The organism is Streptomyces sp. H27-C3, from assembly GCF_030063415.1.
Lineage (GTDB): Bacteria > Actinomycetota > Actinomycetes > Streptomycetales > Streptomycetaceae > Streptomyces.
In genome coordinates this window covers 57,048-76,965 of record NZ_JASITA010000036.1, presented here as the reverse complement: position 1 = coordinate 76,965, position 19,918 = coordinate 57,048, and the positions used below count along the sequence as shown (strand labels likewise).

17 protein-coding genes and 2 pseudogenes are annotated in these 19,918 nt (G+C 68.9%); 9 read left to right on the top strand and 10 right to left on the bottom strand.

What is annotated here, in order from left to right:
- Positions 1 to 118 (top strand): annotated as a pseudogene (locus tag QMK30_RS29280) (2-oxoacid:ferredoxin oxidoreductase subunit beta); the annotation flags it as partial.
- Between the two features lie 25 nt (positions 119 to 143).
- The gene (locus QMK30_RS29275; protein WP_349362122.1) at positions 144 to 542 is read left to right on the top strand and encodes a M23 family metallopeptidase; all 399 of its coding nucleotides are present in this window, start codon (positions 144 to 146) and stop codon (positions 540 to 542) included.
- Positions 543 to 652: 110 nt separating this feature from the next.
- Here QMK30_RS29275 and QMK30_RS29270 read toward each other — a convergent pair whose 3' ends face one another.
- The gene (locus QMK30_RS29270; RefSeq protein ID WP_283521340.1) at positions 653 to 1,504 is read right to left on the bottom strand and encodes a LysR family transcriptional regulator; all 852 of its coding nucleotides are present in this window, start codon (positions 1,502 to 1,504) and stop codon (positions 653 to 655) included.
- A gap of 80 nt (positions 1,505 to 1,584) precedes the next feature.
- Between QMK30_RS29270 and QMK30_RS29265 the strand changes: the two genes are divergently transcribed.
- Positions 1,585 to 2,109: a cupin domain-containing protein gene (locus QMK30_RS29265; protein WP_283521339.1), complete on the top strand. Its 525-nt coding sequence runs from the start codon at positions 1,585 to 1,587 to the stop codon at positions 2,107 to 2,109.
- A 280-nt stretch (positions 2,110 to 2,389) separates the two neighbouring features.
- Here the strand turns inward: QMK30_RS29265 and QMK30_RS38925 are convergent, their stop codons facing one another.
- Both QMK30_RS38925 and QMK30_RS29260 read right to left on the bottom strand, forming a co-directional pair.
- Entirely contained in the window at positions 2,390 to 2,578 is a 189-nt protein-coding gene (locus tag QMK30_RS38925) for a transposase (RefSeq protein WP_502963247.1), read from the bottom strand.
- 47 nt (positions 2,579 to 2,625) lie between these two features.
- A complete protein-coding gene (locus QMK30_RS29260; RefSeq protein ID WP_283521338.1) occupies positions 2,626 to 3,129 on the bottom strand; it encodes a GNAT family N-acetyltransferase in 504 nt (167 codons plus the stop codon).
- Between the two features lie 596 nt (positions 3,130 to 3,725).
- Between QMK30_RS29260 and QMK30_RS29255 the strand changes: the two genes are divergently transcribed.
- Together QMK30_RS29255 and QMK30_RS29250 are read left to right on the top strand one after the other, a co-directional pair.
- Positions 3,726 to 4,133, top strand: coding sequence for a YciI family protein (locus tag QMK30_RS29255; RefSeq protein ID WP_283521337.1), 408 nt, complete (start codon positions 3,726 to 3,728; stop codon positions 4,131 to 4,133).
- An 8-nt stretch (positions 4,134 to 4,141) separates the two neighbouring features.
- Positions 4,142 to 5,287 (top strand): RNA polymerase sigma factor, encoded by a 1,146-nt coding sequence (locus QMK30_RS29250; protein WP_283521348.1) that lies wholly within the window; start codon positions 4,142 to 4,144, stop codon positions 5,285 to 5,287.
- Positions 5,288 to 5,758: 471 nt separating this feature from the next.
- On the opposite strand, the gene QMK30_RS29245 is transcribed toward QMK30_RS29250, so the two are convergent.
- Both QMK30_RS29245 and QMK30_RS29240 read right to left on the bottom strand, forming a co-directional pair.
- Entirely contained in the window at positions 5,759 to 7,150 is a 1,392-nt protein-coding gene (locus QMK30_RS29245; protein ID WP_283521336.1) for a phosphotransferase, read from the bottom strand.
- Positions 7,151 to 7,819: 669 nt separating this feature from the next.
- The gene (locus QMK30_RS29240; protein WP_283521335.1) at positions 7,820 to 8,068 is read right to left on the bottom strand and encodes an antitoxin MazE7; all 249 of its coding nucleotides are present in this window, start codon (positions 8,066 to 8,068) and stop codon (positions 7,820 to 7,822) included.
- A gap of 257 nt (positions 8,069 to 8,325) precedes the next feature.
- On the opposite strand from QMK30_RS29240, the gene QMK30_RS29235 reads away from it, so the two are divergent.
- A complete protein-coding gene (locus QMK30_RS29235) occupies positions 8,326 to 8,799 on the top strand; it encodes a carboxymuconolactone decarboxylase family protein (RefSeq protein WP_283521334.1) in 474 nt (157 codons plus the stop codon).
- Positions 8,800 to 9,047: 248 nt separating this feature from the next.
- Here QMK30_RS29235 and QMK30_RS29230 read toward each other — a convergent pair whose 3' ends face one another.
- From QMK30_RS29230 to QMK30_RS29210, 4 genes and pseudogenes are all read right to left on the bottom strand, one after another.
- Complete coding sequence (locus QMK30_RS29230) at positions 9,048 to 9,932, bottom strand: TIGR03620 family F420-dependent LLM class oxidoreductase (protein ID WP_283521333.1); 885 nt, start codon at positions 9,930 to 9,932, stop codon at positions 9,048 to 9,050.
- A 574-nt stretch (positions 9,933 to 10,506) separates the two neighbouring features.
- Entirely contained in the window at positions 10,507 to 11,160 is a 654-nt protein-coding gene (locus tag QMK30_RS29225; protein WP_283521332.1) for an MOSC domain-containing protein, read from the bottom strand.
- Positions 11,161 to 12,490: 1,330 nt separating this feature from the next.
- Positions 12,491 to 13,648, bottom strand: coding sequence for a PP2C family protein-serine/threonine phosphatase (locus tag QMK30_RS29220; protein ID WP_283521331.1), 1,158 nt, complete (start codon positions 13,646 to 13,648; stop codon positions 12,491 to 12,493).
- Between the two features lie 50 nt (positions 13,649 to 13,698).
- Positions 13,699 to 15,207 (bottom strand): annotated as a pseudogene (locus tag QMK30_RS29210) (sensor histidine kinase).
- Here QMK30_RS29210 and QMK30_RS29205 point away from each other — a divergent pair.
- Entirely contained in the window at positions 15,200 to 15,919 is a 720-nt protein-coding gene (locus QMK30_RS29205) for a response regulator (RefSeq protein WP_283521347.1), read from the top strand. The pseudogene QMK30_RS29210 and the gene QMK30_RS29205 overlap by 8 nt on opposite strands.
- Before the next feature lie 50 nt (positions 15,920 to 15,969).
- Here the strand turns inward: QMK30_RS29205 and QMK30_RS29200 are convergent, their stop codons facing one another.
- The gene (locus QMK30_RS29200) at positions 15,970 to 16,800 is read right to left on the bottom strand and encodes a dienelactone hydrolase family protein (protein ID WP_283521328.1); all 831 of its coding nucleotides are present in this window, start codon (positions 16,798 to 16,800) and stop codon (positions 15,970 to 15,972) included.
- Positions 16,801 to 17,375: 575 nt separating this feature from the next.
- Here QMK30_RS29200 and QMK30_RS29190 point away from each other — a divergent pair.
- The gene (locus QMK30_RS29190; protein ID WP_283521346.1) at positions 17,376 to 18,527 is read left to right on the top strand and encodes a hypothetical protein; all 1,152 of its coding nucleotides are present in this window, start codon (positions 17,376 to 17,378) and stop codon (positions 18,525 to 18,527) included.
- A gap of 205 nt (positions 18,528 to 18,732) precedes the next feature.
- Complete coding sequence (locus QMK30_RS29185) at positions 18,733 to 19,857, top strand: hypothetical protein (protein WP_502963246.1); 1,125 nt, start codon at positions 18,733 to 18,735, stop codon at positions 19,855 to 19,857.
- The last annotated feature ends 61 nt before the right edge of the window (positions 19,858 to 19,918 follow it).

Genomic DNA, 19,918 nt, shown 5'->3' with positions numbered 1-19,918 from the left:
CCGCCCCGTCTACGACACCCTGATGTCGGACCAGTTGGACGCCGCCATCGAGAGAGACGGCAAGGGCGACCTGGGCGCACTACTCGCCGGAAACGACACCTGGACCGTGGTCGGCTGACCATTCGCTTCCCGGCGTATTCGCGCTGCCACTGCGACGCGGCTACCGGGTCACCGCGCGCTACGGGGTACGCGGCAACTGGCAGGCCGGGCACCACACAGGCATTGACCTCGCAGTGCCCCGGGGAACACCCGTCTACGCCGTCAGTGCGGGCACCGTGGTCCTCGCCCAGTGGTCGGGGGACTACGGCAACGCGGTGACCGTGCGCATGCCAGATGGGCACTACGCGGTCTACGGACACCGCAACCGGATCCGCACCCACAACGGTGCCCGCATACCCACGGGCGCGCGCATCGCGGACAGCGGCAGCACCGGACGCGCCACCGGCCCGCACCTTCACCTCGAAATCCGGGCCAGGCGCCCTTATGGCTCAGACGTGAATCCCGTCGCGTACCTGGCCCGGCGGGGCGTCAGGCTGCTGTGACGTCGGACAGTGCGCCGAAAAACACGATCTCTTGGATCGAGACTGATGGTCGAGCGCGGTATGCGTGGTGCCGATGGAGAAGTTCGGGTCGGCGTGCCGCCGTGAGGCGCTCAGTGCTGGTAGGCGGTGATCGCGATCTGGACGAACGAGCGGACCAGGGGGTTCGTGTCACCCTCTTTCCATGCCGCCATGACACGGCTCGGCGGCATGTCGATCAGTGGCACCGCGGTGAGCCCCTGTGCCGGCTGGTGGGCAAGGAGTGTCATGCCGACCGTGCCGGTCCAGAGAACGGCCTGCTGGCACTCCTGGACGGTGCGCACCACCGGACCCTCGCGAGGTTCTCCGCCGTTCCAGTACGACTGCCAGGTGGGATCGGTTCCCTGCGGGAACAGGAACCAGCGACGGTCGGCCAGGTCGGCCAGCTTCAGATGGCCGCATCGGGCCAGCGGATCGTCGGCGCGCAGCAGTACTCCCACCGGGTCGGCGCGCAACGGGTGAACGGTCAGGCCGGTATCGTCGAACGGCCCGCGGGTCAGGGCGATGTCCACCAGGCCGGCGCGCAGCCCGCAGGTGGGATCGGTCAGGTCGGTCTCGCGGATGCGGACCTCAACGCGTGGATGCCGCCGACGGTAGGCGTCGGCCAGCCGGGTTGCGTCCGGATCGGTACTGTCACCCAGGATGCCGACGGTGATGGTCGCGGCTCCGGCCGCCGCGGCCACGCGTACCCGTACCTGGTCGGCCTGGTCGAGCAAGGCGCGCGCCTCACCAAGCAGTGCCGCCCCCACCGGAGTCAGCGTGACACCGGCGGACGATCGGTCGAGCAGTGTGGCGCCGACCTCGGTTTCCAGCTGCTTGATCGCCTGGCTCAGGGGTGGCTGACTCATGTGCAGTCGGCTGGCGGCCCGGCCGAAGTGGAGTTCCTCGGCGACCGCCACGAAGTAGCGCAGCGTGCGTAGCTCCATGATGCAACGATACCCGGAGGGTATCGACCCCTGTGAACGGGTCTTGGACAGCCACAGTGCCCTGGCAGTGGAATCGACGTATGACGAACGAACCGAAGACCAGCGAGCCCATTGCCGACCCCGTCGTATCGGTGGTCGGTCCGGGCGACGGCGAGACGATCCTCCTGGGCACCACGCGCCTGCGCGTCCTCGAAGACGGCAGCAACACCGGGCACCGCCTCGGGCTCGCAGAGTCCGTCCTCGCGCCGTACACACCCGGACCGCCACAACACCGTCACGCCCAGCACGACGAGAGTTTCTACATCATCTCCGGCGCCGTGCGGTTCACGGTCGGAGAAAAGGACTACGACGCGACGGCGGGCACGTTCGTGCTGGTCCCGCCCGGAGCCCCGCACACTTTCGCCTATATCACCGACCAACCGGCCGTCATGCTCAGCACTTTCACGCCCGACCTGTATGTGCAGTACTTCCGAGACCTGCAGGACATGATCGCCGGTGGCCAGGCCATGACCCCACAGACGACCATCCAGACGATGAGCCGCTACGCCACCGAGCCCGCCACCGACTTCGCTGAGAGGCCGGAAGGACAACGCAGCCTTGGCTGACCATGTCAGATCCGTACGGTCGAGGCGGCTCCTGCCTCGGAAGGCCCGTGCCGCTGAAGCACCTACGCACTCGCGTGCGCCTTTCGCCGACGCTCTTCTGGTGACGAGGCAGTCACCTACACCTGGTAGTCATGGATGGGAATCGTGAACGTCGCATATTGGATCGGTGCCGGCCTGCTTGCCCTCTTCTACCTCTACGCGGGCGGGTAGACGCTGTCGAGGGCGAAGACGCGCCGAGACGGCAGCCGGTCGCCCAGTCGCGCAGCCGGGTGTGAACGCCCTACCAGGACCCGTACTCCGGCGGAAGGTGCCGCCATTGCGCGCCGGTCTGGTACTTCCGTGCGATCGCGTCGATCACCTGCCGGTGATCGCGCCACCGGCCGCCGCGACGCGGCGGCCGGTCAGGGCGCAACGGCTCGATCCGCGCCCACTGGGCATCCGTCAACGGCGCAACGGCGCAACGGCACATCCGCACACGATCTTTGAAGCCACGATCCAGGCACTGCCTCGGACGTGTTACGAGGCGGGTGGCAGCGCGAGCCAGTCCTGCCAAGTGATGTCGCGGCCCAGATAACGGGGCTGCTGGAAGGGCCAGTCGGCGGCGATCCACTGCGGGACCAGCGCGTCGAGCGCGCGCTCCACCTCGCCGCCGACCAGGTCGTCCACCACCCACCAGGAGACCTCTGCGTCGGAGCCGGTGCGCTCGGGCGGGTCGACGTAGACGCAGCCGAGGATCGCTGTCTCGTCCTTGTCCAGCAGCGCGTAGTTGAACGACTGGTGTGCGGTTATCTCCTTCTCGTGCCGCAGCAGGTCGATGCGGTCCTCGTCATACGTCATCGTCTCCTGGGGCCAAGCCCAGGCCGGACCGAAGATCTCCCACAGGCGCTCTCGGGAGCCCATCACAGCGGGGTAGTCGAGCGCGGTGTCCGCCTCTCGGATCGGCCGCAGGTGAAGCGCGGTGCTGGGCACGGGCACAGGCACGTGGACGGGGTGGACGAAGTCATCAGGCAGCCAACTCATAAGGGCCGAGACTACAACCGGTCGGCGTGGGTTGATCCAGGCGGCAGCGCAGGTGCTCGCGGACGAGGCGTATTCGGCCTTAAGACCTCGGGGGCAATAGTGCGCGGGCTCCCGACGCCCCGCGACTCCGCCTCCGGCGTTGTCGTTGGTCGACGACGCTCCGCGTCGCCTCCCCCCTCCGCCTTGGACGCGAAGCCGCAGGACGCCACTCGCTGATCCACGCTCTATTACCCCCGAGGTCGTAAGCCATCCGCGCACCTGCGCCGCAGCGGCATTCGCGCAATCATTCCGCAGCCTGTCGACCGGACCGCCTACCGAAAGCGGCGCGGGCGAAGGCGCTGAGCGAGGGGGAGGGCGAGACGGCGTGAGGCATTTTCGTGATCCAGCCGTTCGGCCGTTGCCGATCTTGGAAGACCTCGCGTCGTCTCGCCCCAGCCCTCGCGCCACGCCAAGGACCCGGACACCACCAGATGGCGCACTCATGCTCATCCACGAGACTCAAAAAAACAGACGACGATGTCGAGAAATCGAAACTGGCTCCGTCCCTGCAGTGAACGCGACCAAAATGGGCCGCACCAGCACACAGGAGAAACACGATGGCCAAGTACCTGCTGCTCAAGCACTACCGTGGCGCCCCGGCTGCCGTCAACGATGTTCCCATGGACCAGTGGACGCCGAAGGAGATCTCGGCCCACGTGCAGTACATGCACGACTTCGCGGCCCGGCTCGAGGGGACCGGAGAGTTCGTCGACGGTCAGGCGCTCGCCCCCGAGGGGACGTTCGTCCGGTACGACGGCGAGGGTCGCCCGCCAGTCACTGACGGCCCATTCGCTGAGACCAAGGACCTCATCGCCGGCTGGATGGTGATCGACGTCGACAGCTACGAGCGCGCCATCGAGCTGGCCGGGGACCTGTCGGCGGCTCCTGGTGCGGGCGGGAAGCCGATCCACGAGTGGCTCGAGGTGCGCCCGTTCCTGGCCGCGCCGCCCACCATCACGGAGTGACCTCGAAGGTGAACGAAGTCCTGCTCCGAAGCCTCACACCGAGCGTTCTCGGGATCCTCGTCCGTCGCGGAGCCGACTTCGCGGCGGCCGAGGACGCCGTGCAGGACGCGCTGATCGAGGCGGTCCGCGTCTGGCCGGCCGAACCGCCGCGGGACCCAAAGGGCTGGCTGGTCACCGTCGCCTGGCGCCGGTTCCTCGACGCAACCCGCGTGGACACCGCCCGCCGCCGACGCGAGGACCTCATCGACGAGGAGCCGGCGCCCGGGTCCGCACCCACGGTGGACGACACGCTCCAGCTGTACTTCCTGTGCGCCCACCCGTCCCTGACGCCGCTGTCCGCGGCCGCGCTCACGCTGCGCGCCGTCGGCGGGCTGACCACCCGCCAGATCGCGCAGGCCTACCTGGTCCCCGAGGCCACCATGGCGCAGCGCATCAGCCGGGCCAAGCGCACCGTCTCCGGCATGCGGTTCGACAAGACCGGCGATGTCGCCACCGTGCTGCGCGTCCTTTACCTGGTCTTCAACGAGGGCTACTCCGGCGACGTCGACCTCGTCGCCGAGGCCATCCGGCTCACCCGGCAGATCGCGGCTGCGATCGACCACCCCGAGGTGGCGGGGCTGCTCGCCCTCATGCTGCTCCACCACGCCCGGCGCGCGGCCCGGACCACGCCCGACGGCAGCCTGGTGCCGCTCGCCGAGCAGGACCGCGGCCGGTGGGACACCAAGTCGATCACCGAGGGTGTCAAGATCCTGCAGGCGGCCCTTGCCCGCGACCGGCTGGGCGAGTTCCAGGCCCAGGCTGCCATCGCGGCACTCCACGCCGACGCGCCCACCGCCGAGGAGACCGACTGGGTGCAGATCGTCGGGTGGTACGACGAGCTCGCGCGCCTGACCGACAGCCCGGTCGTCCGGCTCAACCGCGCGGTGGCCGTCGGTGAGGCCGACGGACCGCGCGCGGGCCTGGCGGCGCTCGAGGCGCTGGAAGACTCACTGCCCCGCCACGCCGCGGTGGCGGCGTACCTCCACGAGCGCGACGGCGACCTGGCGAAGGCGGCACGGCTGTACGCCGAAGCGGCCCGCAAGGCGCTCAACCTCGCCGAGCGCGACCACCTGACGCGCCAGGCCGCCCGGCTCAACGCCCGCCGGTGTCGATGAGGGGCGCGCTCGGCTTTTGCCGGCCCTGGGCGCAGCCCCGCGGCCAATAGCGGTCGCCTCAAAGTGAGAAGGCGGGTCGAGAGCAGCGGCACGAAAGCGCGTTGCCGACGGGGAAGCTGAGCGACGGCCTGCGCGCTTGAGGTGTGGTGTCTCAATGGGCCCGCCTGCTGAAGTGCGCGGTGAAGGTGACTCTTCTGCGACGGTTCGGCTGCCCGAAAAGTGGCTCCGCCGCCGGGTAGAGCGACGTGAGCTGCGGGGGGACACGGTCTTTGCCGACCCAACCACAACCGCAGCCGACGTCGAGTGCTCGCCCGCCGCCGTCGGGGCGGGAGCGCGCTCGGTGAGCAGGGCCCGCTCGCTGTCGTCCAGTCGGTGAAAGCCCCGCCCGTCGGCGTAGTGCTGCTCCCACTCCGTCGGGAGAAGGTATCCCACGGTGCTGCTTCGCATCTGGTGCGGTGGTCGGTGCGGTGGTCAGGGGATGGCGGTGGACCGGAGATGGGCCAGGGTGCGGCGGCCGCGCTCAACGATCTCGGGGTCGCCGTGTGCGGCGCCGTGCTGGATGCCGGAGACGGCATCGAGCACGGAGTGGACGGTGAGGTGTTCCTCCTCAATCCGGGTAAGCGGCCTGCCGTAGCCGGCCATGGTCGCCTCGAAGAGGTCCGGTCTCCCGGCCCAGGCATCTGCGAGGCGCGCGAAGTCGCGTACCGCCGCGCCGTGCTCACTGCGTTCGAAATCGATGACATACGGGGCTCCTCCGGTGGCGTCAGGACCGAGGAGGTTTCTCAGCTGGAAGTCGCCGTGCGTGGCCACCTGGTCGAGGCTGGGCAGGCGGCCGGCCTTCTTGGCCATCGCGCGGACGAAGTCCTCGTCGCCGGGTGCGAGGTGTTCGCGGGCACCGTCGAGGTGCCGCTCCAACTTCCCTATTGCTACCGAAGCACTGAGCCCCGGCCGGGCCGGGAGAGTGTGGTGGATCGCGGCCGCGAGCTGCCCGATGCGCCGGAAGATGAGCCGTTGCTCATCGGCAGGGTGGATGGCGCCGTGGAGGGAGTGGCCGGGCACGGCGTTGATGACGATGGCCCGAAGTGCCGGGTCAGCGGCCACCAGCCTGGGCGCAGCTGCACCCAGGCGCCAGACCCAGCTTCGGTAGGCGCCGACCTCCCGATCGTGGAAGCGGTCGCTCCGGTGAACCTTGACGAACCACACCCCCTCGTTGGCACCGCCTGCCCTCCAGACTTGGCTGCCTTTCCGCGCCCAGGAGACATCCGTCCAGTGGGCGATGCGGCCGACGGCGCGCTCGGTGAATGCCCGCACCTCAGGGCCGGGCAGGTCCGTACGCGTGCCGGTGCCGACGGGGATCTGGCGGAGGCGGTCCACCGCAGGGTCGTAGGCGATCGGGTCGCCGGGTTCCTGGAAGTGCACGGCCAGCGCCTTTCCGCACCGGTAGGCGTCCAGTGCGGCCCGGGCGTAGGCCACCATCGGGGACGGCAGGGTGTCGAACCGGTACCAGCCCATGGCGTCGCACACGTCGGGTTCGTGAATCTGGGGCGTGCCCTGCCACCGGCGGACTTCGAAGAACACGCCGAGCCGGGTGCTGCCGCCGGGGCTGCGGTGGTGCACGGTGAGGGCGAAGTGGACGTCTTCGGGGTCGATGCCCACGCCGGTCTCCTCGCGTGCCTCTCGGATCAGCGCCGTGACGACGTCCTCGTGCGGACCGTCCAGGTGGCCCGAGGGCAGGTGCCACAGTCCGGTGGCGTAGACCGGTCCTGTCCTGCGGGAGAGCAGGATCTCCGGGCCCAGAGCGCCGTCGCGACGCAGGATCACGTGGACGTCGAGCGGCTCGGTGTGCCGCTTGCGCCCCGTCACCTGCCGCTCCCTGGTCGGCGGGGGAGCCGGATCTTGGGCAGACGGGTCAGGACCTGGCGAACGGTCGCATTCGTGGCAGCCCCGTCATGGACCGGCCAATACGCCTCCTTCAACTCCTCGGTCGTGTCGCAGTCCTGCGGACCGGCCGACATGGCCGCAGGAGGCAGAGGAAGAGGCGCGGGCCGCGGCGCTGGAACTCCACTGCAGGAGAGATCCCCTGTGGGGCCATGTGAGGTCAACTGCACTGCTCCTAGAGGGTCGTTGCCGATGCGTTGGGCGCTACCCAGGGCAACGACGCCGCTAGCGCCATCGAATACACGTATTTGAGACGGAGCGCATTCCGTACAGGAGCGCGGGAGGTTCCTCATGTGCGGTGCATGCACCCTTGCGGCGCGCGAGTTGCTCCTTCGGGCGTGTTGGCCGAAACGCCGGTGTCGATACACATGGGACGGATGGGGATTGGTGGCCCGTCGTGTCACTCGCGCCGGGTATTGATGTCGGCTTCGGGCTGGGCCGACAGAGACAGCAGGCCGCAGCAGCCAGATCGCACGAGCGGTCCGGGATCGGCAGCAGGTGGAAACCCACTCAGGGGAAGCCCCGGCACACAACGGGATATGGCAGAACCCCGGCCGCTCCCTGTGCGAGAGGTCAACCAGGATCAGAGCCAGGTCAGGCCGCCCGAGACCTCTGGTCGGCGGCCGGCGGTAGCCCGCCGAAGTCGGCGTCGAACGCCTCCAGGAAGCCCGGCTGGCCGATGACGCGGCGGAAGACCGCCGTCGCCGTGTCGAGCAGCTGCTCGTGCTTCTTCTCCGCGGCCACCTTCGCCAGGTAGTCCTTCATGGACATTTCTGCGCCCTCGGCCAGGTCCTTGAACGTGTCGCGGGTCTCATCGTCGATCTTGACACTGGTATCTGCCATACCCCGCGTATGCCGCCGGGCATGCCCCATCCGCTACCCGTTCGCGGATCGGTCGCTGACCTGCAGGTAGGGCCCCCTCGGAGGCCTCATAACCTGCTTGCCACGATCACCGAGGCCGGTGCCGCGACCGTCACCCCACGACGCGCGCGTTGTTGCGGTGTGGGAGGGGAGACACAGGTCACAGGTGGTCGTGTCACATCCGGCCGGGCTGTGCCGTCGTAGGTGTGTACGCACTGACAATGGCAGAGGAGATCATCATGAATGCCCGTCTGGACCCGTTCAGCAGCCCGACCATAGGCAAGGTCTTCAAGCACATCATTGCGGCGGGCAAGTTGCTCGAGGACTCGACGCTGCCGGCCGCGACACAGGAGCTGGTGAAGCTCCGAGCCAGCCAGATCAACGGGTGCGGCTTCTGCACCGACATGCACAGCAAGGACGCCGCAGCGGCAGGTGAGACCTCGGTGCGGCTGAACCTGGTGGCGGCGTGGCGGGAGGCCACGGTCTTCACCGAGGCCGAGCGGGCCGCGCTGGAGCTGACGGAGCAGGGCACCCGCATCGCGGACGCGGCCGGCGGGGTCAGCGACGAGGTGTGGGCGAACGCTGCCAAGCACTACGACGAGGAGCAGTTGGCCGCCCTGGTGTGCGCGATCGCGATCATCAACGCGTTCAACCGGGCGAACGTACTCATCCAGCAGCCTGCCGGCGACTACCGACCCGGCCAGTTCGCATAACCAGGAGAAGTACCTGGCCGGGACAGCTGGTGCCACCGCGACCTGCCTGGAAGCCGCACATGGAGCGCGGTGGGGCCGGCCGACGACGTCATCGGCCGGGCCCACCGTCGCTACGGTGCGGCCTCCTGGTCGACCGTGGTGGTCGGGCAGCCTTCGGCGAGGCCGAGCAGGGCCCGGCCAGGTCGCCAGGAGCACCCAATCGTCAGCAGTGGGAGCGACCCGTTCCGGTTGTCCGCGCGAGTCGCCTGCTACAGCTCGCCGGCGAACACCCTGGCCAGCTCACGCCATTCGGCCCGCGGCAGGCCGGCACCGCCCTCGTCGGCAGTGAGCACCTGGAGGGCGACGTGGTCGGCGCCCGCGTCGAGGTACTCCTGCGTCCGGGCCTTCACATGCCCGGCATCACCCAGGGCGAAGAGGGCGTCGAGGAGACGGACGCTGCCGCCGCCCGCGAAGTCGCTCTCCGTGAACCCCAGGCGCAGCAGGTTGTCGGTGTAGTTGGGCAGTTGGAGGTACATCCCCAGCATGTTCCGCGCAGTGGTGCGGGCCCGGTCGAGGTCGGTGTCGAGCACTACGGTCAGCTCAGGGGCGAGCAGCGCGTCGGGGCCGAGGGCTTCGCGCGCCTCCGCCGTGTGCTCGGTGGTGACGAGATAGGGGTGTGCGCCCAGTGTTCTGTCGGCCGCGAGCTTCAGCATCTTCGGGCCGAGCGCCGCCAGGACCCGGCGCCCGGGGTTCGGGGCGGCGGCGTCGAGTGCGTCGAGGTAGGCCACCATCGCGCTGTACGGCTTGGCGTACTGCGGCACCATGGGGCCGTGGCTGACACCCAGGCCGAGGACGAGTCGCCCTCGCGCGTCCGCGTCGATCGCCGCTATCCGCGCGGCCACGTTTGCGGCGGTGTGGTCCCAGATGCTCAGAATGCCGGTGGCCACGGTGACCGTGCGGGTGGCGGCAACGAGAGCTGCGGCGTCGTCGGGTGAAGGGCTGCCGCCGATCCAGAGGGTGCCGTACGCCAGTTCCTCAAGTTCGGCGACCGCCTCCGCGATCGCCTCCTTGCCCGCGTCGTCCGTACGCGACGCGTGCAAGGCGCTGCTCCAGATGCCGACCCGTCCGAATTGCTCGTGTGTCTCAGAAGTCATGGCGTGACCAACGGGGACCCGTGCCCGCTCTATTCCCGGCTGGGCGGGGATTCACCGATACGGGTGCAGGGCGGCAGGGCGGATGCCTCGGTGTGGGCCGGGTGTCGCGGAGGACGGGTGTCCGTTCGGCGCGCCACCGGGGCTTACGACCTCGGGGGCGATGGCGCGCGGGCTGCCGACGCCCCGCGACTCCGCCTCCGGCGTTGTCGTCGGTCGACGACGCTCCGCGTCGCCTCCCTCCTCCGCCTTGGACGCGAAGCCGCAGGGCGCCACTCGCTGATCCACGCTCCATTGCCCCCGAGGTTGTATAAGACTGCCAGGGTCCGCTGTCGAGTGTTGGTCAGTGGAACCAGGCAGGGACGGCGATGTGGGCATCAGGCCTACTCCTACTCCCACTCGCGCGAGCAGCACTCCGAGGAGGTCTGGAGGAACCAATCCCAAGGGGGAGCGGTTGTAGGCGGTCGGTGCGCCCAGGAACGGCTTTCCGGTGTGGCGTTGGGAGCCCAGGTCCGGCGCCATGAACGGACTTCGGACTCCATCGTCTCATGTACGCAGATGGTGTGCCTGAAAACGATCACCTATGGGTCGTACGTCGGCGGGCCAGATCTTTGGCCTCCTCCGGCAGCGCGTCGGCAGCCAGCAGCCGCGGCAGCAGCTCTGGTTCACGTGTCATCGCGCGGAAGACGAGCGCGACGGTCACGTCGTGGCCAGGCCGGTGCACGATCTGCACCGGATCGGCAGCGCGGATGTCTCCCGGCTCGATCACGCGAAGATACGCGCCCGGCCGTGCGGCCTGCGTGAACCGCCTGATCCAGCCCTCACGCTTCAGCCGGCCCTGGAACGTCGCGCACGGGATCCGCGGGCACGACACCTCCAGGACGACGTCCGGTCCGATGCGCCAACGTTCACCGATCAAAGCGCCATTGACGTCGACGCCGACGGTGGTGAGGTTCTCCCCGAAGACGCCGTTCACGAGCAGCCTGCCCAACTCGGCCTCCCATCCGTCGAGGTCCTCACGGGCGTAGGCGTAGACAGCCTGGTCGGAGCCGCCGTGGTGCTTGACGTCGTAGACCCGGTCGCCCGTGAGACCGACTGCGCCGGTGCCCTTGAGCAGGGGAGCTGTGACAGCGACCGGGCCGTCGACGGGGCGTTTGTCGATGCCTGTCGCGCTGAGCCCCTTCCAAGGGTTGGGGCGGGGCCTGCCGACATTGACAGAGAGCAGCTTCACAGGGCGACGGTACGGCCCGGTACACGCGGAGGGCGACCCATTTCCCCGCCCAGCCGTCGGGGACCGACTCCGCGACCTGGTCATGGACCACCGCACTGAGATCCGCCCGGGCGCCCCGCCGGCCGTGCTCTCCTTCGACCTGGTCTCGACGACGGCGGCGAGGGAAGAAGAAGCCGGCCTGTGCCGTGCTGGCCCCGATCCCATGAATCTGAGTAGCAGTCAGGGATGCGCGACAACTGAGGGATTGTTTTCGCAGGGGCATCAAGAAACTGCGTAATGGGTGATATGCCATTTAGGTGACCTCGCGGACCGACTGAGTTCCCTCTACCGCTACGACAAGGGGCCCGTTCGCCGGAAACGCCGGGCGGCCCCGCTCGGCGTAAGGTCCGGGGCACGACACCCCGCCTCCCGCGTGTGTCCCGGCGCGCGGGACCCACCGGCCCGGCCGTCGACAACTGCGCCGTGCCCACCGAAAGACACCATGTCGAACGCCCCCCACCACAGAGATCGCGACGCGACCTTCGCCACCGTGCTCCGCGAGGCCCTGAGACAGCGTGGGCTGTCCCTGGAGCGGATGCGCGACCGCCTGCACGCCCAGCAGATCAATGTCAGCCTCGCCACCCTCAGCTACTGGCAAAGCGGCCGCAGCCAACCCGAGCGGCACCAGTCGCTGCGCGCCGTCGACGCGCTGGAACCCATGCGCGACCTGCCGCCCGGTACCCTGCGCTCCCTGCTCGGCCCGCACCGGCCCCGCGGCCGCACCATTCCTGTGAACTCGGCCGCCCCCCCCAGAGCCTCTATGGCGAGAACTCCGACATGGAACAGGCGCTGGGTGAGGCGTTCTTGCACTTCAACGCCGAGGTCCAGTCGCTCGTCACCCACGAGACCGTGTGTCTGGACGAGCATCGATCCCCTCGCGAAACCTCAGTCACGATGGTGCTAAGAGCCGTCCGCGATGGCGTCCGGTCCCGGACCGTCGTGCACTTCCTGGACGCGCTGCCGACCGTTTCGATCGAATTCGTCGCACGTACGCTTCCACCCGCTGGCCCTCCCGGTGAGCTGCCACCACTCCTACCGGGAGCGGAACGGCGCACAGCCCGGCACCGCCACCGGGTGGATCTCGATATCTCCCACACGGCCCATTTGGCGCCGACGAAATGTCCGTCCGGCGTGTACGGGATGGCGTGGGAGTCGCCTGACTGAGTCGGCGCGCTCAGCAGTGCTCTGGGCCGGCCCGGGGCGCACACCCTCCGGCGGACCTCAATGCCGTGGCCCGCGAAGATCTCCAGGAACGCCTCAAGGAGGGGGTGGTGTCACCGACCACCAGGCCTCAGCGGCGGGGAGGTCGGCTGCCCCAGTCGAGGCGTAGCACGGCGAGGTCGTCGGAGTGCCGTCCGGCGTTCAGCTGATGGGTTTCCTTGATGAGGAGGTCGACGTGGGCGGCCGGGTCCGCCGGCGGCAGCGTCCCGATCAGCGTGAGCAGCCCTTCGACGCCGAGCCGCTCGCTCGTTGCCCCGTTGTGCCCTTCGGTGAGGCCGCCGGTGTAGAGGGTCAGGGCTCCGGCGGTCGGAAGCGGTATGACCGTGGAAGGCCAGCTGCGCAGCCCGGGGACGATCCCCAGTGCGATGCCGTGTGCGGCGGTCAGTTCCCGGGCCCCCTCGGCTGTGCTGAGGAGGGGTTCGTGGTGGCCGGCGAGGTGGAGAGTGGCGGTGGCGGCGTCCTGGTCGAGGGCGAGGAGGGTGCAGGTGGCGAACAATAGCTGGCTGCCACGTTCGGCGATCAGGATGCGTTCCATCAGGTGCAGCAGGTCGTCGCCGCGGTGTCCACCGAGTACGAGAGAGCGCCAGGCGATCCGCAGGCAGACACCGAGTGCGGCGGCGTCGGGGCCGTGTCCGCTGACGTCGCCGACGACGGCGTGCAGCAGCCCGTCGTCTCCTTCCACCACGTCGAGGAAGTCCCCGCCGAGCAGGGCCATCGCGGCGCCGGGCAGATAGCGGGAGGTCACCTTCACCGTGGAGGTGTCGAGGATCGGCTGGGGCAGCAGGCCGCGTTCCAGACGGGCGTTCTCCTCCGCCCGCAGTCGGGCGGCCTGGGCTTCGGCGCTCGCGCGTTCGGTCTGGCTGCGATAGACGGCGTAGCGCACCGTCCGGTGCAGCAGGTCCGCTTCGACCTTCCCTTTGACGAGGTAGTCCTGGGCTCCGGCGGCCATGGCGTTGGTGCCTGCCTGGGCCTCGGACAGCCCGGTCAGGACGATGACCGCGGTGTGCGGGGCCATGCCCCGGACGGCGGCGACCGCGTCGATGCCCGACACGTCGGGCAGGTGCAGGTCGAGGAGAACGCAGTCGATCGGGGCGGCGAACAGTTCGATACGGGCCTCGGCCAGAGTGGTCCGGGTGGTCAGCTCGAACCGCAGCCCGGTGTCGTGGAGGAGCTCCTCCACGAGCAGGGCGTCGCCTTGGTCGTCCTTGATCAGAAGGATGCGGTACATCGGCTCGTCCGAGGCCGCTTCCGTGGCTGCGCTCGTCGTGTTTCCTCCGTTCAGGAGCGGGTGGCCTTGGGCAGGGTGGACGGGCCAGGGCTTTCCGGCGGTTGGGGCGCCAGGGCGAAGGTTAGGCGTGCGCCGTTGCGGTAGGCCGGGTCGACGGCGATGGTGCCGCCCTGGATTTCGACGATCTTCTTGCACATCGCCAGGCCGATGCCGCTGCCGGCGTAGGCGTCCTTGGTGTGCAGCCGTTGGAAGATCACGAAGACCTTGTCGGCTTATTCCGGTGCGATGCCGATGCCGATGCCGTTGTCGGTGACGGTGAACCGCCATAGTTCGCCTTCTCGGGCCGCCGTGACGTGGATACTCGGCGCTTCTTCCGGGCGGCGGAACTTGACGGCGTTGCCGATCAGGTTCTGCCAGAGCATGCCGATCTGGGTGGGGTCGGCGACCAGGGTCGGCAGCGGATCATGGGTGATCGTCGCTCCGGCCTCCTCGATGCCGATGCTCAGCGCGGACAGGGTCCGCTCCAGCACCTTGACCAGGTCGACGCTCTTGTGGTCGTTGTGCAGCCGCCCGACCCGGGAGAAATCGAGCAGGTCGTTGATGAGGGTCTGCATGCGGTTCGCCCCGTCGACCGCGAAGCCGATGTACAGATCGGCCCGGGCGTCGAGTTCGCCTCCGTATCGCCGCTGGAGGAGCTGGGTGAAGCTGGAGATCTTGCGCAGTGGTTCCTGCAGGTCGTGGGAGGCCACATACGCGAACTGCTCCAGCTCGGCGTTGGAGCGCTGAAGGTCCGCAGCCTGCGCGTCGAGGCGCAGACGTGCCTCTTCGCTGAAGGCCAGCTCCCGTACGAGACGCCGGCGCATGAAGTCGATCTCGCCGCTGAGGCGCCGCAGGTCGGCCGGGCCGGTCGGGACGATGGGGTGGTCGAAGTCGCCGCCGGCGATGGTGCGGGCATCGGCGCCGAGCCGGTCCAGCGGCCCGTTGATGCCGCGGCGCAGTCCTTCGAAGACCAGAGCGGTGAGGACGACGATGAGTATCCCGATGGTGCTGAACACCCAATTCCGCAAGGCCATCGTGGCCATCAGGCCGTCCCTCGCCCGGACGCGGTCCGCGCGCAGCCGTTCCTGCTGGCTGCTCAGGGCGGCCCGTACATCGTCGAAGGCGGCCTTGCCCTCCGCTGCCCGTGCGGTGGCCAGAGTTGAGGGAGAGCCGGGCGGCGCGGCGGCGATCGGCCGGGCTATCCTCTCCTGCCACCTCGCCACGGCATCCTGCACGGTCTTCAGGTCGTCCAGGCCGACGCGGTCGCCGTCAAGCAGCTCGGTGAGTTGCGCGATGCTCGTTTTCTGCTCGGTGAGTCCGTGCTGGTAGGGGGTTATGAACTCCGGCATGCCGGTGAGCCCGTAGCCGCGGACTCCCGTCTCCTGGTTGAGAACGGCCGATTCCAGGCGGATCGCAGTGGTCAGTGCGGGAGACCGCACGTCCACAAGGTCCTTGCTGATCGACTCCGTCCGCGTCAGGACCCATGCTCCCGTTGTCCCGAGCAGGGCCAAAATCGCCAAGGACGCGGCCGGCGACCTTGCGCAGCGCCTCGCCCGCCGACTGCTGGATACGCCGTCGCACCCGGCATCGGGCGACCCCGTACAGGCTCTGGACCTGCTCCATGTGCTGGATCATCTCCAGCAGGCCACCGAACGGGTCCAGCGGGAAGCAGCTGTGGCTGCCGCCCGCGCGGGCGCCGGCTACCCGCAGCTCGGCGCCGCCTGCGGCATGACCCGCCAAGGCGCCCGGCGCCGCTGGCCGGGGCTCTTTCACCACTCCAACGAGAAACCCACGGCGCATCCGATGATGGCCAACCCTGCCCGCCCTTTTGACGTCTTGCTCGTCGAGGACGACGCTGCCGACGCCATGCTCATTGAGGAAGCCCTCTCCGAGCGCGGGGCCCGCAACCTGGTTCAGGTCACCGACGGAGTCGCCGCACTGGAGCACCTGCGCACCCCGGGCACCGCGCGCCCCGACCTCATTGTCCTCGACCTGAACATGCCCCGGATGAGCGGCCGCGAACTGCTGAAGGTTCTGAAGAGCAATGAGGACCTGCAGAGCATCCCCGTGGTCGTCCTCACCACGTCCGCCGCCCCGGACGACGTGACCGGCGCCTACAGCAGCCACGCCAACGCCTACGTGACCAAGCCCGTCAACCTGGAGGAATTCGAGCAGGCCGTGCAGAGCATCGACGCCTTCTACCTCGACACCGCCACCCGGCCTCGCCCCTGAACCACCCGGGGCCTGTCGCCGGGCTCACGGGAAGCTCCACGGGCGGTTCGTCATCGACCTGCGCGAGCAGCGCGGAGTTGGTTCGCCAAAGGCGCCGGAGCCGTGTACTTCGGGTTTGTTTCCGGGCTGGAGCGTCCGTTGTTGGCCAGGGTGCGGTCGAGGAGGGGGAGCAGGCGGTCCCAGTGGCGCTGCAGTGCGTTGGGGTCGAAGGCGTCGGTGTCGGACATGGTGAAGCCGTGGACGGTGCCGGGGTAGATCTCGGAGGTGTAGTCGACACCTGCGGCATCCAGGGCCTGGTTGAGCTCGCTGATGGCCTCGGGCGTCATGTCGCCCTCGGCGTGGCCGAGGTGGACCTGGGCGGTGAGCTTGGAGAGGAGGCGGCGCAGGCTGTCGGGCCCGTCGGCGCCCACGGGGCCGTGGAATCCGGCAACGGCGGCCACCTGGCCGGGGTGGGCCGCGGCGGTGCGCATCGCCAGGAGGCCGCCTATGCAGTAGCCGGTCACCGCCACTGGTCCGGCGCCGACCTCGGGCTGGGTGGTGAGGAACCTGAGGTAGGCGTCGGCGTCGCTCAGGACACGCTCGGTGGTGTGCGCCTCGATCAAGGGCATCAGCTGGGCGAAGACCGCGGGCCGGACCTCTTCTCCGATGTGCTCGGGAAGTTCGATCACCGGCGCCGGGCCGTGCCGGTAGAAGAGGTTGGGGACGAGTACGTAGTACCCGTGCCCAGCCAGCTCGCGGGCCATCTCCCGCAGCACGGGCCGGATACCGAAGCCGTCCGCGTACATCAGCACCCCCGGGTGCCGCTCGCCACGGTCGGGGAAGACGGCGAAGGCGTCGGCCTGACCGTCCGTGGTGGGAATCTGCAGCGTCCTCGTGGGCATGGCGGGTCTTCCTTCCTTGGGCTGACGCCAGTGCACGGCCTCTATCAGGGGGTGAGGTCAACGCGGATGGTGGCGATGTCGCGATGTCCACCAAAGTCGATCTTCGCCTGCCCCTCAAGCACCCGCAGGGCTTTGACCCAACGCCGGGAAGTTCGCACATGCAGCGATACCTCAAGACCGGAACGAGGGGCAGCGTCGTGTAGAGCGGGAAGCGGTGAGAGGAAGGATGTGCGTCCTGTCACTGGCCCACTTTTCGCTCGTCGCCGACATGATCAGTGATCACTGATGCGATATGGGTGCGAGTCGAGCCGCTGATGTCGGCCGATCCACCGCGCGTGCGGCGGTGGGCCAACCATCGCCGCACGCGCGAAGCCATGGCATGGACGTACGGGACCTGCTCGCCGCGGCCGAACCTGCCCTCTGAATGTGGCTCGTTCAAGACTGCCCACAAGGCGACCTCTTTCAACTTTACGTATGGCCCGTCGAGCGTGGTGAAGCCGCGGACGGGGCGCTGCTTCCACCGTCAGGCCCACGGGCCATACTGGTCGGGCCCTGATCACCCACGGAACGAACCCATGGCCAAGAACAGCACCTCCTCGACCACCGTCCCCGACACCGCATGGCTGGGGCGCGGGCGCCATCTCGGGCCCGAGCCCGAGCGGGACGTCCGGCGCAACCTGATCGCCCTCAAGGCGGCCGGGGTGCTCGACGACTTCCTGGACCTCGACCCCGTCGAGGCGGCTCGCTCCACCGTCCTGCACCCGCGGGACGAGTCCGCTGACCCCGGTCCGTCGGCCCGCCGCCTCTTCGAGGCCCGCTGGCGCGTGGCCGACGACGTCACCGTGCGTGCGCAGCTGACCACGTACGACCCAGAGGCCCGCCGCAAGGAAGGCGAGGGCGTCACCTGGATCCTCGCCGCCGAGACGGAGCACGCGTGGGACGCGCACTGGCCCTCGCCCGCCACCATGTTCTGGCCCGACAGCGAGCGGGTCGCCTGGGACCACGACACGGTGCCCGGCGTGCGCCAGCGGATGCCGAATCACCTGCCGAAGGACGACGCCGAGCTGCGCCACCGGCTGCGGGACTGCACCCGGCAGAGCTGGTTCATCCACGTCGTGGTGCACGAGGCGATGACGCCGGACGTGATGGGGCAGCAGCCGATCTCGGCGTTCCTGCCACCGAGCCTGCGGCACCGGGTGATCGAGCACCGGGGCACGCCGGAGCAGGCGCAGGTCGCCGACTTCGCGATGAAGCGGGAGCTGAGCGTACGGATACCGCGCGGCGGGGCCGTCGTCCTGCCCACAGTGCCGCAAGGCCCGGGCTACGACGCGGAGCGTTTTTCTGTGCGCAGTGTCTTCCTGGACGGTTCGGTACCGACCGAACTCCTCGACAAGATCAAGGAGTTCGCCGCGCTGCCGCGGGCGCTGTCGGTCGACGCTGAACGGGCCCTGACGCGGTTGCGCCAGGGCTGGCACCTACTCACCCCGGACGAGGAGCTGGTCCACGCCCAAGGCATGGTCACCAAGTACGCCGAGGCGCTCGATGCCATGACGAACTCCCGTGACCTGTACCGGGAGGCCACCGAGGCGGCGCACGCAGCGCTGGCCGAGGCGAGCGGTGGCGACGGCGTGCCCCGGCCGCCCGCGCCGGGGTCGGTCAAGGCGGACGGCTCGCCGCTGAGCGCCCTCACGAAGGCGTTCGGCCGCTTCCGGGACCCGAACAAGTAGGGGGCGGCTGCACGGCGTCCTGTTGCTGGAGCTCGCGGGCCACTTCACCGGAACCGGAAGGGGATTCGGCCCAGCGCTGCTCCTGGTGGCTGACCGCGCTGACCGCGCTCGAGTCAGGCGGGTGTCCGAGTTGGGCGACAGGGTCCTGGTATGCGCACTCGAGTCGGTTGATCAACCCGCGTCTGGCGTGCAACCTTTTGGGGGGTTGATCAGTCTTCTCAGCGGCCACCATCGTGGTCTCGCTTACGAGGAGTTCGTCATTTCCGCGATACGTAGAACCCTGACCGCCACTGTCGTTGCCTCTGTGGTCCTGGCCGGCTCCGCCGCCTGTGGCACGGTGGAGAACCTGTCCGCCGGGCAGAAGCTCGACCGAGCCTTCGACAAGCTGGGTCAGGAGCACTCGCTTTCCTTCGAGCTCGACCTGGACGCCGACGCCAGGACGCTGAAGGCACTGGATGCCGATGCGGAGCCGGGGGAAGAGATTCCCGACGAGGTCGCCGAGCTGCTCACCGCTGGGCGGCTCTCTGTGTCCATGCAGTCGAAGAAGCCTTTCGCCAAGTCGGGCGACAAGGACATCACCGGCGTGGCGATGAAGTTCAGCAGCCCGGACGGTGACCTGTTCGAGTACCGGCTCGTCGGCAAGTACACGTACTTCCGCGCCGACGTGGACGGCTTCGAAAAGATGATGGGCATGCCCATGCCGCCCGCCGACGAGCTGCCGAAGAGCGCTGGAGCCTTCAAGAAGCTGCTCGAGGGCGCATGGGTCAAGGTCGCGACCAAGGACCTTGAGGACACCCGCGAGGAGATGGGCGGGGGGCAGGGCCCGGAAGGCGGGAAGCCCTCGGCGGAACCCACGCTCGATGCCAAGACGCAGAAGGACCTCATGAATGCCCTTCGGGAGGTCCTCGCTCGTGAGGTCGATTTCCAGACCGCCGGCGGGAACGGCGACACCGAGCACGTCACCGCCACCGCGCCGCTGCGTACTCTTCTCACCGACCTGGTCGACGAGATCCGCCCGCTGGTGAAGGATCTGCCGCCGGGTGGCGAGCTGCCGTCGGCCAAGGACCTCAAGGAAGCGCCGGATGAGAAGGTCACCGCGCGCTTCACGCTCAGCAACGGTGCGCTGAGCGAGGTGTCAGTGGATCTCGCGAAGCTGGCGAAGGACGTGAAGGTGAAGAAGCTCGCACTGGTGCTGCATGTGGGCAAGGGTGAGAAGGCGACGGTGCCGGCCGGAGCCACCGAGGTGAAGGTCGACGAGCTGTTGGAGAGTTTCTTCGGGGGCTCCTCGGGTGAGGTGCTGGGCGGGGAGGGATTCCCCCAGGGGGCGTAGGGGGGAGATCCGGCGCCAGGTGGGGCGGTGTCGTGGGCCGGTTTCGGTGAGGCTTCGCCTT